Annotated in this window: 16 protein-coding genes, 1 tRNA gene and 3 pseudogenes; all 20 read right to left on the reverse strand. The window is 63.4% G+C overall.

Going from position 1 to position 16,937, the window contains the following annotated elements; genetic code table 11:
* Positions 1–251, reverse strand: a pseudogene (locus BF95_RS29285) (RES domain-containing protein); the annotation flags it as partial.
* Positions 248–655 carry an MbcA/ParS/Xre antitoxin family protein gene (locus BF95_RS14755; protein ID WP_235209766.1) on the reverse strand — a complete coding sequence of 136 codons (408 nt, stop codon included), beginning with the start codon at positions 653–655 and terminating at the stop codon, positions 248–250. The pseudogene BF95_RS29285 and the gene BF95_RS14755, both read right to left, overlap by 4 nt.
* A 141-nt stretch (positions 656–796) precedes the next feature.
* Positions 797–955 (reverse strand): annotated as a pseudogene (locus BF95_RS26480) (integrase); the annotation flags it as partial.
* 315 nt (positions 956–1,270) lie between these two features.
* Positions 1,271–2,599 (reverse strand): type II toxin-antitoxin system HipA family toxin, encoded by a 1,329-nt coding sequence (locus BF95_RS14760; protein WP_043152170.1) that lies wholly within the window; start codon positions 2,597–2,599, stop codon positions 1,271–1,273.
* Positions 2,599–2,850 carry a helix-turn-helix domain-containing protein gene (locus BF95_RS14765; RefSeq protein ID WP_043152171.1) on the reverse strand — a complete coding sequence of 84 codons (252 nt, stop codon included), beginning with the start codon at positions 2,848–2,850 and terminating at the stop codon, positions 2,599–2,601. Before BF95_RS14765 ends, BF95_RS14760 begins: the two co-directional genes overlap by 1 nt.
* Before the next feature lie 156 nt (positions 2,851–3,006).
* Positions 3,007–4,221, reverse strand: a complete 1,215-nt coding sequence (locus BF95_RS14770) for a tyrosine-type recombinase/integrase (RefSeq protein WP_043152173.1) — start codon at positions 4,219–4,221, stop codon at positions 3,007–3,009.
* Positions 4,222–4,375: 154 nt separating this feature from the next.
* Positions 4,376–4,451: transfer RNA gene (locus tag BF95_RS14775), tRNA-Phe, on the reverse strand.
* A 48-nt stretch (positions 4,452–4,499) separates the two neighbouring features.
* A complete protein-coding gene (locus tag BF95_RS14780; RefSeq protein ID WP_043152175.1) occupies positions 4,500–4,694 on the reverse strand; it encodes a DNA gyrase inhibitor YacG in 195 nt (64 codons plus the stop codon).
* Complete coding sequence (locus BF95_RS14785; protein ID WP_043152177.1) at positions 4,684–5,673, reverse strand: hypothetical protein; 990 nt, start codon at positions 5,671–5,673, stop codon at positions 4,684–4,686. The genes BF95_RS14780 and BF95_RS14785 overlap by 11 nt, the downstream gene beginning before the upstream one ends.
* 8 nt (positions 5,674–5,681) lie before the next feature.
* Complete coding sequence (locus BF95_RS14790) at positions 5,682–6,254, reverse strand: Maf family protein (RefSeq protein WP_043152178.1); 573 nt, start codon at positions 6,252–6,254, stop codon at positions 5,682–5,684.
* Positions 6,255–6,264: 10 nt separating this feature from the next.
* Positions 6,265–6,483: a translation initiation factor IF-1 gene (infA, locus tag BF95_RS14795; RefSeq protein ID WP_043152179.1), complete on the reverse strand. Its 219-nt coding sequence runs from the start codon at positions 6,481–6,483 to the stop codon at positions 6,265–6,267.
* Between the two features lie 57 nt (positions 6,484–6,540).
* Complete coding sequence (locus tag BF95_RS14800) at positions 6,541–7,830, reverse strand: adenosylmethionine--8-amino-7-oxononanoate transaminase (RefSeq protein ID WP_043152181.1); 1,290 nt, start codon at positions 7,828–7,830, stop codon at positions 6,541–6,543.
* 32 nt (positions 7,831–7,862) lie between these two features.
* The gene (locus BF95_RS14805) at positions 7,863–8,480 is read right to left on the reverse strand and encodes an OmpA family protein (RefSeq protein ID WP_043152182.1); all 618 of its coding nucleotides are present in this window, start codon (positions 8,478–8,480) and stop codon (positions 7,863–7,865) included.
* A complete protein-coding gene (locus BF95_RS14810) occupies positions 8,477–10,288 on the reverse strand; it encodes a cation:proton antiporter (protein WP_043152183.1) in 1,812 nt (603 codons plus the stop codon). The genes BF95_RS14805 and BF95_RS14810 overlap by 4 nt, the downstream gene beginning before the upstream one ends.
* Positions 10,289–10,409: 121 nt before the next feature.
* On the reverse strand, positions 10,410–10,793 hold the full coding sequence (locus BF95_RS14815; RefSeq protein WP_043152184.1) for a DUF4168 domain-containing protein: 384 nt from the start codon (positions 10,791–10,793) through the stop codon (positions 10,410–10,412).
* 215 nt (positions 10,794–11,008) lie between these two features.
* Positions 11,009–13,054: a M13 family metallopeptidase gene (locus BF95_RS14820; protein WP_043152185.1), complete on the reverse strand. Its 2,046-nt coding sequence runs from the start codon at positions 13,052–13,054 to the stop codon at positions 11,009–11,011.
* A gap of 102 nt (positions 13,055–13,156) precedes the next feature.
* Positions 13,157–13,786 (reverse strand): dethiobiotin synthase, encoded by a 630-nt coding sequence (bioD, locus tag BF95_RS14825; RefSeq protein WP_043152186.1) that lies wholly within the window; start codon positions 13,784–13,786, stop codon positions 13,157–13,159.
* Positions 13,783–14,906 (reverse strand): annotated as a pseudogene (locus tag BF95_RS14830) (8-amino-7-oxononanoate synthase). Before BF95_RS14830 ends, bioD begins: the two are co-directional and overlap by 4 nt.
* Positions 14,907–14,950: 44 nt before the next feature.
* Positions 14,951–16,402, reverse strand: a complete 1,452-nt coding sequence (locus BF95_RS14835; protein WP_043152213.1) for an ATP-binding protein — start codon at positions 16,400–16,402, stop codon at positions 14,951–14,953.
* Between the two features lie 368 nt (positions 16,403–16,770).
* A complete protein-coding gene (locus tag BF95_RS30735; protein WP_327195469.1) occupies positions 16,771–16,926 on the reverse strand; it encodes a hypothetical protein in 156 nt (51 codons plus the stop codon).
* Positions 16,927–16,937: the final 11 nt, after the last annotated feature.

A 16,937-nucleotide genomic window follows, 5' to 3' on the forward strand; every position in this document is an offset into this window, starting at 1 on the left:
GAGTGAATGACGCCATGAGATAGGAGCGGCCGACCACGCCGCCGACCGCGCGCGGGAGGGACAAGATCGATATTCGCCAACCGACGTCATGATCCGCGGATTTGTCTTCTGCTCGGCGGAGATGAGGAGGGGCCAGTCTGCAGGTCCGCAATGTCCTCGAACAGATCTATCGGAGGATAGATGCTGCGGATGATCCTGACCGCCCCCTCCCAATGGACCCTGTTGACCGGCGGACCATCAGTCACCGTCACCAGCCGCCACGCTCCGCGTCCAAATAGCGCCGCACCCGCATGATGTCGGTCAATTCGCCGCCCAGCATGACGGACAGCGCGCTTGCGCCATCAAAGACGGCGTTGGGCGCCTTCATCCAGTCATAGCCGCGCTGCGGCTCCTCAAAGATGATTCGCAAGGCCTTGTGGATGCCCATGAGGTTGGACAAGCGCGCAAGGCCGTCACGCGAGATGCGGCCCGCCCCTTCAGCCTTCCACCGACGGAGCTGCGCAAAGGCATATCGGTCAGCATAGCAGCTTGCTCGTCCTGACGCCCCCACTTGGCGAAAAGATTGAGGGCCGCACGRAAACATCGCGCCGCCTTCATCCTGCGTGACAGGCTCAGGCCGGAACGGAGCTGGAACCGTCTCGATGGGTTGCAACATGCTCATAATCGCCTCCGTATGGCATCATATATGAAATAAATGCCAAATGGCAATATCAAACTACTATGTGCTAATTCGCATAGAGCTGCGCACGGGGTAAGGCGTATAAGCCAATCGGCATTCCCATTCACTCTTGCTTCGTCACCGCCGCCCAAATTTCGCTTTGATAACCTTTTCAGCCGCTCGGAGCTGGTCGAGATAATCGCTCCAATATTGCATCATCTTCACCCGCTCATTCCAATGCTCTCCGCGCAGATAGGCGCGCCGGACATCGTTGCTTTCGACATGCGCCAAGCTGCGCACCGGCATATCGGTAAGAACGGCAGCCTACTCATCGGTGATACCCCATCTGGCAAACAGATTGAGAGCCGCGCGAAACATCGGCCTAACTTCTTCTTGCGTGACACGTTCCTGCCGGAACGGAGCCGGAGCTGTCTCAATAGGTTGCAGGATGGCCATATGGCAGAATTAAACAATAAGCTGCCAAGTGGCAATTGACTATGTGTCAGTGGTCGCCGCTCAGGGCCTTCCCGGTAAATTGATGCCGACTTGCGATACACCCAGGGCAGTCATCTTGATGGCTCCGTCAGCAAGCGGTTGCCCTTCAGATGTGGCTCAGATTTCGGCGAGCCCAAGCTCCAATGCCCTCAGCCTGGCCTCCATGCCATTCATGATGCTTGCATGTGTGGCTGTGGCAAGCCCATCGGGCATCATGGACATTGCCTGCTCAGGGGCTCTTTCTGCCATATGGATGACCTCACGGAACACCTTGCCGATGAGAGTAGGACCCAGCCCCGCCCCCTTCGCGGTTTCCACGAAATGTCGTCCGACAATGTTCAGAATCTGATATTTGCGGCTGTTGCCCGCAGACATCGCGAGCTTATAGTTGTTGTTCTGGATCTGCCGCGCATCGAACGCAGGCTGAGCCGTGAGAACGTCGTAGAATGGCGTGAGCCCGAAGCGTCCGCCAGGGCGCAAGAAGATGCTGAAATTCTTGGCGTGACCGTCCGTTGCCCCGATGAGCCAGAATATAATCTGGCTTTTCAGGAAAGCGGCCTGATCCTCAAGGGGATTATCGCTGCTTCCGAGCAGCTTGAGGATTGCAACGGCGCCAGGCCCGCCATGGCTCTGATATTTCTGGACAGAAGGGATGCCCAAGGCCTGGCAGAGGTCTTCCTGGGGCAGTCGGATCAGTTCGGTCGGACTCCTCCAGCGACGATCGAAGCGCTCGACCGCCAGCACCTTGCGCGCGCCGAATGTGGCGATCTCGGTCTTTGCGACGGGCAAGCCAAAGCCTTCCAGCAGCTTGAGGCAATAATGTTCATTCTCGACGCTGTCGGTCATGTCGACCATCCCGAACGCCGTGGGAATTTTACCGAGTTGCGGCTTGAGGATGTGGGTTGTGGGGGTTGTTCCGAGCGGTCTTAGCCACTGGCCATCATGGAAAAGCAGGGCTGTCTTTTCCTGTGCTCCGGCAACCGAAATCCGGAACTCATGCTCCATGTCGATGCCTAGTGGCGCCTGCGTGAGATTGGCCAGCATCTGCTCGATCTCGGTGTCGCTGATGGGCTCTCCATCCACCGGCTGAATGCCATCGGAGGCGACATCATCCGGCAGGAATTGCATGGCGCCCACGCAATCCCGCCCGATACGCTCCAGCAGACTATAGGCGTCGCTGCCCTGGGCGCCGGTCCGCTCGGCGACACGGCGACGCACGGCCGCATTATCCGGCAGCAGATTATCGAAGACGGCGAGCACAGCTTCGCCGGTGTACGGCGATTCGCGCAGGGGCAACGAAAGGGAGATTGGAAATCCATGCTCCCAGCCGAGCCAGCTTTGATCGTAGCGGAATTCGATGGCGCCGCTGGATTGCTTGAGGAGACGTCCAGCCAGACGGTTGTTGATGAATATGTTGAGCGGCGGGTGCGTTCTGCGCCGGCCCATCAGAAGATATCCTCAATATCAGGCGCCGATTTGCCGGACCGCTGATCGATGACCATTTCCAGATCGAGGGCGGCGAACAGCGCATAGATCGAGGACAATCGGGTGCCCTCCTGTCCGGTCTCGATTTTCGAGACCAATTCCTGTCGCAGGCCCGCCAGGCCAGCCAGTTCTGTCTGGCTCATGCCCTTCTGCTTGCGCGCGCGCTGGATGGCGGCGCCGAGCTGCCTGGACGATCGTGCGATATGAGCCATGAGCCAGTCTCCCTGCTCACTCTTATGCCTCATATCGCATAAATCTACAATATGCTTTTTTCAGCATAAAACCGTCTTATGTTCCAGATCACATAAAAGTAGATTATGCGATTTTTCACATAGGCCCACGACTTTGGAACCAACGGTGAACCCTCGTCAGCGCCGCCCGAACCTGGCCTTAATAATTTTCTCGGCCGCCCGAAGCTGATCGAGATAGTCGCTCCAGTATTGCATCATCTTGACCCGCTCGTTCCAATGCTCGCCGCGCAGATAGGCGCGCCGGACATCGTTGCTCTCGACATGCGCTAATTGCCGTTCGATCGCGTCAGGATGCCATTTGCGGCTTTCATTAAGCAGCGTGCTCGCCGTCGCGCGGAAGCCGTGCCCGGTCATCTGGGTCTTGTCATAACCCAGCCTCCGAAGGGCAGCGTTTACGGTGTTCTCCGACATCGGCCGCCTCGGATCGCGAATGCTTGGAAACAGATATTTAGCGTGACCGGTGATCGGGTAGAGCGCCTCCAGCAGGTCCATGACCTGCGTGGAGAGCGGCACGCGATGCTCACGCCCCATTTTCATCTTCTCCGCCGGGATCGTCCAGATGGCCAGATCCGGGTCGAACTCGCTCCACTCGGCATGGCGCAGCTCGCCGGGCCGGACAAAGGTGTGAATGCCCACCTTGAGCGCAATCTCGACCGCAGGTTGGCCCTCATAGCCCCACAGGGCGCGTAACAGCTCTCCGACCCCGCCGGGATCGGTGATGGCAGCGCGATGCGTGACCTTGGGCGTGATAAGCGCGCCTTGGAGATCAGCTGTGACGTCACGCTGTGCGCGTCCAGTGGCGATCGCATAACGCATGATGCTGCCGCAGGTGGTCCTCAGCCGCCTCGCCGATTCGTAGCGCCCCTTCACCTCTACAACTCGCAGGACAGCAAGCACTTCCGGCGCGGTCAGTTCACCGATCGGCCGCTCGCCAATGATCGGCTCTGCATAGCGCAGCAACCATCGCATCTTTTCCATCGTGGCTTTCGAACGCCCTTCGGCTTCCAACTTGGCAAGCCACTCCTGCGCTACCTCGCCAAAACTCGTCCCGCCATTCAGCGCGAGGGCGCGGGCTAGCTTTTTGTAGGTGGATGGGTTCGTGCCGCGCTCAAGCAGCTTGCTTGCTTCCAGGCGCTTCTCCCGGGCCTCCTTGAGTGAGACTTCCGGATAGACGCCGAGCGATAGCGTCTGCTGCTTTCCGCCATGCGAGAAATTCCAGCGCCAGTAGCGAGCGCCGTTAGGGTTCACGAGCAGATAGAGCCCGTGCATGTCGCCGACTTTAAACGATTTGTCCTGAAGCCCAATTTTACGGATGGCGGCATCGGTGAGCATGACGTCGATTTTCCTGGTTTTAATACCAAGAAAAATACCGTTGGTGCATCCGGGTGGCAAGGCAGGCACATGGACGACGGCGGACGAGATACCACAAACCGTCCAAAATATACCATGGATTTCGGACGGCTATGGACAGGAAAAACAAGGGAAATGGTGCCCGGAGACGGATTCGAACCGCCGACACAGCGATTTTCAATCGCTTGCTCTACCAACTGAGCTATCCAGGCACGGCCAACTGCGGAGGGTTCCGCCCGATGGAGGGGTGCCTATAGGCGTCAATCCTGTTCGCTGTCTAGCCCATAATCGCCGATTTTTTGCGCGTCATCTTCGGCGGGTGGCCCGGCCACGCGATAGCCTTCGCCCAGCCATTGCAGCAGATCGCGGTCGCGGCAGGCCGTGCTGCAAAAGGGACGGGCGTCCGCGCTGGCGGGCTGCTTGCAGACGGGGCAGGCGGCGGCTTTAGGCGACATGGCCACCCGCGATCGCGAGCGTGGCGTCCGCCTGCAAGCTGATCGCCCCGCCACGCCGCTTGGCGAGCTGCTCGATCCAGGTCGGCCGCTTGTACAGATAGTCGATGATGGCGGGCGCGGCGGTCAGCGTCGCGGCACCGCCCTGGCCATGGCGTTCGGCCCGGCGCAACAGCGCCAGCGCAGCGGTCGCTACCGGGTCTTCACGCAGCAACTCCATCAGGTTCGCGCGCTCGCGGCGGCGGATAATCTGGACAAAGCCGAACCCGTTGACCGCCGTGCGCTCGAATGGGAGCGGCAGATATTTGTCAATCTGGGCGGCGGCGATGATCCGCTCATCCTTATTGTTCATCGTCGGCAGGTCGATGCCGATCGACCCGGCCAGTCCCATGCGCCGCACCGCCTGCGCCGCCAGTTTCGCGCCCTTCGGCCCCAGCTGCGCGGGTGGCAGCGACCCGTCAATATCGATCAGCAGCATGGCGGGCGTCAGATAGAGGCGCAGCGCCGCGGCTTCGGTGCCAACCTCGCCGCTGATGGCTTCTTCCATCAACTCGCTCCAGCCATGGGCTTCCAACCGGTCTTCCTCATGCGCGGGGCACGGGACGACGGGCACCCCAGTAGCGCGGATGCGCTGGAGCAGGGTTGCGCCGGCCTGCGCTTTCATGCCCGGCTGGGTGCTACGACCCTTGGCGCGCTTGGGGCGGCCTTCTTCGGGGATCGCTTCGCGCAGGATTTCGACCAGCAGGTTCGCGCCCTCCGCCAGACGGGGCGGGATTGGTTCGATCAACACCTCCTCGCCGCTGATCAAGCGGACGATGCCGCGCTTCTTGGGGATGACCGTGGTGATGAGCTTGCCCTGCATCACCGCGCCAGCGCGCGCGGCATCGCCCTCGCGCTCGATCAGCGCCTCGACCAGTTGGCCCTTTTCGATCAGCGCTGCACGGGCCTCGCCAATGCCTTCTTCATAAAGCCACTCGGCCATGTCGGTTCCTAATCGAGGGGATGGCCCGCTGCTTTCAGCAGCGTGCGGGTTTCGTAGAGCGGCAGGCCCATGATCGCGCTATGGCTGCCCTGAATCGCACGGATCAGCCCGGCGGCCTTGCCCTGGATCGCATAGCCGCCCGCCTTGCCGCGCCATTCGTCGCTGGCGATATAGCGGTCAATCTCCGCCGCCTCCAGCCGCTTGAACGTCACGATATTGGTCGACAGGCGATGGCGCGCCACACCCGCGCCGTCGATCAGCGTGATCGCGCTCAGCACGCGATGGCGGCGGCCCGACAGCAACGTCAGGCACGCGCGCGCCTCCGCCTCGCTTTCCGCCTTGGGCAATATGCGCCGTCCGGCGGCCACCACCGTATCGCCCGACAGGACTAGCGCCCCGCCATGGCGCGCCGCCACCACCACCGCTTTTTCAGCGGCAATGCGCGCGGCATAGAGCGCAGGCAGTTCGGCCTTGTGAGGCGTTTCGTCGAGATCGGCAGGATCGACCGCGTCGGGGACGACGCCAATCTGCCCCAAAAGCGCGAGCCGCCGGGGGGATGCCGAAGCCAATATAAGCCGCATCGAATACGACTTATTTGAAACGGTACGTGATCCGACCCTTGGTCAGGTCGTAAGGGGTCAGCTCGACAAGCACTTCGTCACCCACCAGCACGCGGATGCGATTCTTGCGCATCTTGCCAGCGGTGTGGCCGAGAATTTCGTGGTCATTTTCAAGCCGGACACGGAACATCGCGTTGGGGAGAAGCTCCACAACATGTCCGCGCATTTCAAGCAGTTCTTCTTTCGCCATAATATCCCAAATTCGCAAAATCGCGTCGCCATAGCGCCAAACTCTGCAAAATGGAAGTCAAGCTTTCGCGCTGAAATGATCCCCCGCCGCGATGAGCGTCGCAAAGATATGATCCAGCTGGCCGTCATCCAAGCAATAGGGCGGCATCAAGTAGAGGCTGTTGCCCAGCGGCCGCAGCAGGATGCCCCGTTCCAGGAAGAAAGCGCGCAGCCGAGGCGCCAGGTCCGAAAGATAGCCCGCATCCGGCGCGATCAGGTCGATCGCCGCGATCGTCCCCAATTGCCGCGGATTGGCGAAGGCGGAATGGTGCGCCAATTCTGCGAGTCTCGTCGCAATGCCATCGCTCAGCCTCGCGATCCGGCCGAGCACATCCTCCTCGCGCCAGATAGCGAGATTGGCCGCCGCCGCCGCGCAAGCAATGGCGTTGGCGGTATAACTGGACGAATGATAGAAGAGCCGCGCCCGGTCGGTCGAGCAATGCGCTTCGAAGATCGGCGCAGTCGCCAGCGTCGCGGCAAGCGGGATCGCGCCACCAGTAATCCCCTTTGCCACCGCCATGATATCGGGCACGACCCCTGCCTGTTCGCAGGCGAACAGCGTGCCGGTGCGGCCCCAGCCGGTCATCACTTCGTCCGCAATGAACAGGACATCGTGGCGGCGGCAGATCGCCGCCATCTCGCGCAACATCGCGGCGGAATAGATCAGCATGCCGCCTGCGCCCAGGATCAACGGCTCGACGATGAAGGCGGCCGGCTTTTCCCGACATGCGGCGTCGAGCGCATCGAGGCAGGCCCGCTCCTCGCCGGGCGCAGGAAAGGGGATGGTCCCGACATCGAACAGCAACGGCGTCCAGGCGGCATTATAAACGCCTCGCTCGCCGATCGACATCGTGCCGATCGTATCGCCATGATAGCTATGGTCCAGCACCAATAGGCGGCTGCGCGCCTCGCCCAGCCCGTCCAGCGCCCGATTATGCCAATAGCCGAGCGCCATTTTCAGCGCGACCTCGACCGCGGTGGATCCACTGTCGGAATAGAAGACATGGGCAAGGCTGGGCTGATCGGCCGCGTGCGGGGCGAGGTCGATCAAACTGCGCGCCACGGCTTCGGCCGGTGCATGGGTATAGCCCGCAAAGATCAGTTGATCGAGCTGCCCCGCCTGCGCCGCGATGGCGGCGGCAATGCGCGGGTCGCAATGGCCATGCGTCGTGACCCACCAGCTCGAAATCGCGTCGATCAAAGTGCTGCCATCGGCCAGATGCAGCCGTGCGCCCTCGGCGCGCACGACCTGGGGGATTGGCTCATTCAGGCCATGCTGGGTGAAGGGGTGCCAGACGGGAGAAGTCATGGCCTGCCTTTAGGCGAGTGCCGCCTGCAAGGCTATGGCTTCTCCGTGTCCGACACGCCGACCGGCATGGGGGGCGGGATGACGACGGGCGGCGGCGTCACGCGGACCTCGACGCGACGATTTTTCGCCCGGCCGTCGGGATCGTCGCTGCCGTCCTCCTTGGCATTGGGCGCGATCGGCCGGGTTTCTCCCAGCGCGACCAGCGTGATGCGCTCGGCCGCAACGCCCTTTTCGACCAGATAATCGCGCACCCGCTCGGCGCGGCGGCGCGAGGCAACACGATTATCGCCATCGGTACCCAGCGAATCGCTATGCCCGCGCAGCGCGATAGTCCCGCCCGCCTGCATTGCCGGGGTGGCCATCAGCGCGTCGAGCGCCGCCTTAGCCCCATCGTCCAACTGAAGCGACATAGCGCCAAAGCCGATCAGCAATTCTTCCGGCTCGATCTTGGGTTCTTCCACCGTCGGCACGACTTCTGGGCGCAGGATGGAGCGTTGCGGCTCGACCACATTGCCCGCGCCATTTTCCGCCACACCATTGTCGGCTATTGCGGCATTATCCGCAGCATTGGCAGCCTCTGGCGCGCCGGGTGGTTGGCAAGCAGCCAGACTCGCGCACAAAAATAGCGCGGTTGGGGCCAATTTGGTCATTCTTCCTTTCCTTTCGATCGGATCGGGACGGGCGGCACATAGGACAGGATGGTGTCGCCGGGCTGGGGCGTGGGGCGTGAGGCATGAGAGAAGAAGCGCAGCGCCCCTGTCCGGCGGAGCAGCAACAGCATGTCCCCTTCCGGCGGCAGCGCGGCACGGGCCGCTTCATAATCGAATTGATCGCTGATCTTCGTCTTGCGAAAGGTCCAGCCCTGCTCCTCGCGTTCGACGATCTCTTCCACGCCGTGCCCCGATGTGAAGAGCGTTCGCCCACGCAGCGATTCGGGCAAGGTGCGCGGGTCTTCGTCATCGCTGGCGTCGCCCAGCTGATACACATTGTCGCGCCCGATCTCCGGCGCGAATTCATTGCAGACCAAGGCGTTATAGGCTTCGTTGCCGGTCGCGGCGGCCAACACCTGAAACTGGGTCAGGTCCAGCCGTTCCTCGGTGGCTTCGGACAGGATTTCGCCATGATAGGTGGGAATGCCCTTGTGCCGGGCCGGGGCGAGCCGCTGCCAGCTATTGTCGGCAATCGTTACCGGTATGTCGAGCTGCCGCAACTGGTCGGCCAGACCCAGGGTAAAGGGCGTCGCGCCGACGATCAGCAGCCCCTGCTCCGACGCGCCCGTCACCTTGAGCCACCGCGCGACGGCCTTGATCGAAAAGCCGTGGAAAAGGATCGTCGCGATGACCACAGCGAAGGACAGGGTGACGAGGATGGAGCCGTCGCCATAGCCCAGCCGGTCGAGCCGCAGCGCGAACAGACCGGAAATCGCTACCGCGACGATGCCGCGCGGCGCGATCCACGCGAGCAGCAGCCGCTCGTTCCAGGGGACGGGGGAGAAGGCAAGGCTGAGCAGGACCGTTGCGGGCCGGACCAGGAACAGCAGCGCCAGCAGGAAGCCGATGAAGCGCCATTCGAACTGGCGCAGCACTTCGATGTTAAGCGAGGCCGACAGGATGACGAACACGCCCGAAATCAGGAGAACAGTGACATTCTCCTTGAACGGCTGAATGTCGCGCAGCGAATCGAAGCGCATATTGGCCAACGCCACGCCCATCACCGTGACCGCCAGCAATCCGGTTTCCTGTTGGATCATGTTCGATCCGACGAAGACGCCGATCACCGCGACCAGCAATATCGGTGCCTTGAGATATTCGGGCACATGGCCGCGCGGAAAGGCCCAGCCGATCAGGCGGGCGGCAAGCCAGCCGATCAGTCCGGCGATGACCGCGGCGCCCAGCAGCGAGAGAATGACCGACGCCAGCGTCCCGCCCTCGCCCGCTCGCCGCAGATATTCGTAGGTCACGACGCCCAGCAACGCCCCGACCGGATCATTGACGATCGCTTCCCATTTCAGGATGGCGCGGGGGCGCGCAGCGACGTTGGATTGACGCAGCAGCGGCAACACCACGGTCGGGCCAGTGACCACCAATATCCCGGCGAACAGGATCGCGACCGGCCAAACCAGCCCGGCGACATAGTAGCAGGCGATTGCGCCTAATACCCAACCGATCGGCGCGCCCAGGACGACAAGGCGGATCACCGCGCCATCGGTCTTGCGCAATTCCCGGAAATTGAGGCTGAGGCCCCCTTCGAACAGGATCAGCGCAACCGCGATCGACACCATCGGTTCGAGCAGTTCGCCGAACACATGTTCGGGGTTGATGACATGAAGGACGGGACCGCCAACGACGCCTGCCGCCAGCATCAGCGCGATGGCGGGCCAGCCTGTGCGCCAGGCGATCCATTGCGCGCCAATTCCCAAAATGCCGATAAGCGCGATGGATAGGGCGAGTTCGTGCATGGCGGGCACGATAGACAGACAGCGCGGTCGCCGTCACCCCCTGATATTTTTAACCGGTCGGGAACTACCGGAGGGCCGGGCGAACGATGGGCCGATCCAGGACCGACCCATCATTCTTTCATCAGGGCTGCGACGGAGCGGACGCAGCGGGCGCAGCCGCCTGAATACGCTGCTGAAGCGCGGGATCGCTCGCGGCTGCTTGGCCAATCTGGTTGAACTTTTCGGGCGGCAAACCGGACGCCTGCAACGCTGCCAGCATCTTGGGCTGCTTCTCGGCCGCCGGGATCGATGCATCCGCTTGGATCTTCGTCACCTCGGTGGCCGCAGCGGCAAATTGCTGGATATCGCTATCGCTGAAATTGCTGGCACCGGCGGCGGGTGCTGTCGGCGAAGCGGGTGCCGCAGGGGCAGTCTGCGCGGTCTGCGCCGCGAGCGGGGCAACCGCGAAAAGAGCGGCCGATGCAATGCCAGCCTTGAGGGCGTGGGAAAGGGTGAAGCTCTTCAAAATGCGTCTCCTTGAACTGATGACCCGTCAGAAGCTGTGGACAACGCATCGGCATGGGAAGGCCCGTTCCGTCGAGCCGTGGCATAAGGCGGACGACGTTCGGGTTCCCGACGGCTCGTCTTTTTTGCGAAACGGGCCGTCAGCAGCCCTTATCGTTGCGCTCTCACAACAAGTATGCGCCGACTCTGAAAATCGGGGTCGGCGCACACTCGTTATCACCAGATTTTGACGCGCTCTTCAGGCTTCAGATAGAGCTTGCCGCCCGGCGCAGGCTTGAACGCCTCATACCAGCTATCGAAATTCCGCACGATATCGGCGCGATATTGCGACGGCGCATGCGGATCGGTCACCAGCCGCCGGCGCAGATTGGCCTCGCGATAATTGCGCCGCCACACTTGCGCCCAGCCCAAGAAGAAGCGCTGGTCGCCGGTCATGCCGTCGATCACCGGCGCAGGCTTGCCGCCCAGCGACGCATGATAGGCGTCGAGCGCCACGGCCAACCCGCCCAGATCACCGATATTTTCGCCGAGCGTGAACGCCCCCTTCACATGCGCGCCGGGGAAGGGCTCATAGGCGTCATATTGGGTGACCAGCTTGTCGGTCAGCGCCTTGAAATTGGCGACATCGGCGTCGGTCCACCATTGGTTGAGCTTGCCGGTCTCGTCATATTTTGCGCCTTGATCGTCGAAATGATGGCTCAATTCATGGCCGATGACCGCGCCGATGCCGCCATAATTGACCGCCGGGTCGGCATTGGGATCAAAGAAGGGCGGTTGCAGGATCGCGGCGGGGAACACGATCTCGACCATGCCGAAATTGGCATAGGCGTTGATCTCCATCGGCGTCATGCCCCATTCCCAGCGATAGATGGGCTTGCCGAGCTTGCCGATATTATAGTCGAAATCGAACTGGCTGGCGCGCATCGCATTGCCCAGCAGATCGTCGCGCTGGATGGCCAGCCCGTCATAGTCGCGCCATTTGTCGGGATAGCCGATCTTAGGGGTGAAGGCAGCCAGCTTCTTGTGCGCGCGCGCCTTGGCGGTATCGCTCATCCACGGCAGGCCGTCGATGCGACGCCCCATGGCGGCGATCACATTCTTGACCAGCACATCCATTGCCGCCTTGGTTTCGGGCGGGAAATATTGCGCGACATAGACTTTGCCGACTTCTTCGCCGAGCGAGTCCTTGAGGAAATCGACCCCCCGCTTCCACCGTGCCTCGCGCTCCGGCGTCCCCGACAGGGTGGTGCCGTAAAAGGCGAAGTCGGCATTGGCGATGCTGTCGGGCAGTTTGTCGGCATAGGCGTGCAGGCTGCGCAGCATCAGCGCGTCCTTCAGCACGGCGATCGGCGTCTTGGCGATCAGCGCCGCCTCGCCGGTGATGGCCGAGGGTTGGGCGACGAGCAGGTCGGTCGGCGTCAGGCCATTGGCCTTGAAATAGGCAGCGAAATCGAAGCCCGGCGCGGCCTTTTGCAGGCCAGCGAGCGTCAACTTGTTGTAAGTCTTGTCCGCGTCGCGGCTGTCGATCTGGGTCCAGTGAACCTTGGCCACGTCCGTCTCGAACGCCATCAAGGCGGCGGCGCGCGCCTTGGCGTCGCTTTCGCCCGCCAGCGTCAGCATCGCCTCAAGATGCGCGACATAGGCCGCGCGGATCTTGGCCATTTCCGGCTTTTCATCCAGATAATAGTCGCGATCGGGCAGGCCCAGGCCACCCTGGCTCATCGACAGGATATAGGTTTCGGGGTCTTTATCGTCCTGCCCAACATAGAAGCGGAACGGCCCACTGATCCCGGCGCGGGCGGCCTTGGCGGCGAGCGTGGCATAGCCCGCCTTGTCCTTCACGCCCTTGATCTCGGCGAGCCAGGGCTTGATCGGAGCCAACCCCTTGGCTTCGACCGCAGCGGTGTCGAGATAGCTGGCATAGGCCGCGCCGATCTTGCTCGCCGGATCCTCCTTCGCCGCGTCCAGGATCGCGCGGGTGCGGGTGCGCGACAATTCGTCGAGCGTGTTGAACGCGCCATAATTGGACTTGTCGGCGGGGATCGGCGTGTTTTTCGCCCAGGTGCCATTGGCATGGTCGTAGAAATCATCGCCGGGCTTCACTGACAGGTCCATGCCCGCCGCGTCGAAGCCATAGCTGCCATAAGTGGGCTTGGCCGAAGCCGGGGCGGTGGTGATGGCTGGGGCGGGCTGTTGCGCGTGGGCGATACCAGCGGTCAGCGCCAGTGCGGAGGCGGCAGCGCCCAGGAGGAGGTGTTTCATCAAAGCATCCCTTGCTTGAAGTGGGCGCATCGGACGCGCCCGGCATGACGGGGACTTGAACGCCTGTCCAACAAGCCTGTCCATGTCGTTGGTCGAATATTATCAGCCGTTGAAAGGATCGGAAAGCCGTATATGCGCCGCGAACGCCTCGGCCAGAGCGACCGGGTTCAGCGGATCGAGCAGTGGCAGGCGGCCAAGGCTGGGGATAGCCGCCAGCAGCGGGATGATCCGCTCATTCTCCGCATGCGCCTCACCGATGAAAGCGATGCCCGCGATCGGCACGCCACGCGACTGCAGTGCCTCGACGCTGAGCAGACTATGGTTGATCGTGCCGAGCGCGGTGCGCGCGCACAGGATGACGGGCTGGCCCCAATGGGCGAACAGGTCCGCCATCGACAGCGTCTCGCTGATCGGCACGAGGACGCCGCCTGCGCCTTCGACCACCAGCGGTCCGTCGACTTGCGGCAGCGCCAGCCGGTCCAATTCGATCGTCACCCCGTCGATCCGCGCGGCGAGATGCGGCGAGGCGGGCGTCGCCAGCCTATAGGCTTCGGGCAGAATATGCGCGGCGGGCAGGCCGGACAGGCGGGCCACCTCTTCCTTGTCGCCATCGGGATCGACCCCGGCCTGGATCGGCTTCCAATAATGCGCGCCCAACGCAGCGGCGAGGCCAGCGGCAAAAACCGTCTTGCCGATGCCGGTATCGGTGCCGGTGACGACAAGCACGCTCATCGCATGATCCTTTGCAATTCACGGCCGAGCGCGGCGATGTCGGCGCGCCCGACATTGAGCGTCAGCGATATACGCAGGCGACTAGTGCCCGGCGGCACGGTCGGCGGGCGGATGCCGCGCACGTCGAACCCGGCGTCCTGCAAGGCCGCCGCCGCCGCCATGGTGCGCGCGTCCGTGCCCAGGATGACCGGCACGATCTGGCTGCGCGGCGCGGGCAGACCGAGCGGCGCGCAGATGGCTTCGGCTGCATCCTGCCGCAACGTCTTCAACCGATCGCGCAGGTCGCTCGCTTCCTCGATCCGGTCGAGCGCGGCGGATACCGCGACCGCCATCAGCGGCGAGGGTGCCGTCGAGAAGATGAAGGCGCGGGCGCGGTTGATGAGATAGTCGATATGCAGGCGCGGTCCACAGATCAGCGCGCCTTCCACCCCCATCGCCTTGCCGCAGGTGTGGAGCGTGACGACATTGTGCAGCCCGTCCAGCCCCGCCGAAAGCCCGCGTCCACCCGGCCCGAAGACGCCGGTGCCATGGGCTTCGTCGAGCAGCAGCATGCCATGATGTTTGGCCGCCAGCTTGGCGAGATCGGCGAGCGGGGCGAGGTCGCCATCCATCGAATAGAGCGTTTCGACTGCGATCCAGATGCGGCCCTTGCCCCCTTCGGCGCGGAAGGCGGTGATCAGGTCGGAAAAGCTTTGCACGTCATTATGGCGGGCGAAGACGGCGGCGGCCTTGCTCATGCGGATGCCGTCATGCGCGCTCGCGTGGATCAGTTCGTCCGCGACGATCAGGTCGCCGCGCTGCGGCAGCGTGCCGAACAGAGCGAGATTGCGACATAGCCATTGGCGACGAACAGCGACGCCTGGGTGCGGAAGAAGTCCGCCGCCTTGGCCTCCAGCCCTTCATGTTCGGGCGCATTGCCGCGCAGCAGCCGCGATCCACCCGACCCCACCGGCACCCCCCGCGCGATCGCATCGGCCACCGCCCCGGCGATGATCGGATCGGCGGCGAGGCCGAGATAATCGTTCGACGCGAAATCATGGCCCGACCGGGGCATCAGGCGACGCAACCGCCCGCGCGCGTCCAAAGCGGCAAGCTGTCTGGCGAAGGGTTCGGCGGTCATGGGCCGCGCTATAGGCCGCTCCCGAAAGGGGAGCAAGCCGCCGCTCAGCCCTCCGCCACCGCCGTCGACAGGCCCAGTCCCGGCACGCCGATGGAGCGTTTGCCCGAAAAATCGGTGCGGGCGACGATGACGCCCAGTTTTTCCATATAGTCGATCAGGCGGCGGACGCGCCCCGGCGAGCTGGTGCCATAGGCGCGGGCCAGGGCGGCATCGTCCGGGCATTGAAGCCCCTGCATCGCGGCGCGCGCGATCAGCAGGAAGGGGGCGAGCATGTCTTCGGGCAGCGTGTCGGCGGCGCGCATCGCCGGTTCCCAGCGCGGATCGGCCGCGTCCATCATCCCAGCCTGCGCCATGGCGAAGCGCTTGCGGAAAGCGGGCAGGTCCAGCGGCGGGGTGCGCAGCCCCTTCATCCGGCAGCGCACACCGAAATCCTGGTACAAAGTCGACACGCTGGGGGCCGCATCGCCCAGATCAGCGACGATTTCTTCCAGCACCGCCATCACCACCGGCTCATTCTGGCCGAAATCCAGTTCGGGCGCGGCGGGCTTGGCCGAGGGCGAATCGGCCAGCGCTCGGATAATCTCCTCGGCGGGGCGCGGCGGCGGATCAGCGCGCGGCGGGGCGACGGGGGCCGCATCCTGCGGTTCGGGGGCGAACAGCAATTCCTGAAAATCCTCGCCGCTGGTCACCGGCGGGGCCATCAGCTTGTGCGTGCCGCCGCGCGTGCTGGTGTGGACCGCGCCGATCTTCACCGACACCGGGCGGCGGCAGATGGCCGGACCCAGCGCCAGGAAGCGCCCGCGCTCCAGGTCGCGGATCTGCTCCGCCTGCCGCCGTTCCATGCCCAGCAGGTCGGCGGCGCGCGCCATGTCGATGTCGAGGAAGGTACGCCCCATCAGGAAGTTGGAGGCTTCGGCGGCGACATTCTTGGCGAGCTTCGCCAGCCGCTGCGTCGCGATCACGCCCGCTAGCCCGCGCTTGCGCCCCCGGCACATCAAATTGGTCATCGCCGCCAGCGATACCCGCCGCGCTTCGTCGGACACGTCGCCCGCGGCGGCGGGGGCGAACATCTGCGCCTCATCCACCACCACCAGAGCGGGATACCAATGGTCGCGGGGCGCATCGAACAGGGCGTTGAGGAAGGAGGCGGCGCATTTCATCTGCGCGTCGATCTCCAGCGCCTCCAGGCTCAGCACCACCGAGGCGCGATGTTCGCGAATCCGCGTCGCCATGGTGACGATCTCACGCTCATTATAGTCGCCAGCATCAATCACCACATGGCCATAGCGGTCGGCCAGCGTTACGAAATCCCCCTCCGGGTCGATCACCACCTGCTGCACCATCGGCGCGCTTTCCTCCAGCAGGCGGCGCAGCAGATGCGACTTGCCCGACCCCGAATTGCCCTGAACGAGCAGCCGGGTGGCGAGCAATTCCTCCACGTCGACCAGCACGGGCTTGCCGTGGCTGTCGGTTCCTATGCTGATGCTGGCGGTCACGCCCACCCCATGGCCCATGGGGGCGGGGGAGCGCAAGAGGGGTGCGGCGGCGACAGCGGCGCGTCTGTCGAGCATCGGCCGAAGTTCACACCGTCGTCGGGAAAATGGCGCCAATAGTAAGGGTGAGGGCGCTGCGAAGACCCGGTGAGGTTCGTGTTGGGTCACGGTGAAGTCACGCCAGGGTCACTATGATGCGACAACAGGGCTATCGCATATGAAAACGCCGTTCGTCCTGAGCCTGTCGAAGGACTGTCCTTTTCTTCGCGCGGAAGTTTAGAACGAAGAAAAAGCGTCCCTTCGACAGGCTCAGGGCGAACGGAAAATTTTTTCTTCACACCAAGGGGAGGCCACAGGCGCGGGCATCGCCATCAGCGGGGTGCTGGCGGCGCGGCGGGCGGCGGCGGGTCCGGCGCGAAGGGATCCGCCAAGCCCTGCGCATAGTGGGCCAGCGCCCAGTCCCAGCTCTGGTCGAACATCGTCCCCGCCAGCCGCCGACGCAGGCGATGCGCGCTGGTGGGCGACATCCCAAGCTGCG

It is taken from the genome of Sphingobium sp. Ant17 (assembly GCF_000588875.1).
In the GTDB taxonomy this organism is placed as follows: Bacteria; Pseudomonadota; Alphaproteobacteria; order Sphingomonadales; family Sphingomonadaceae; genus Sphingobium.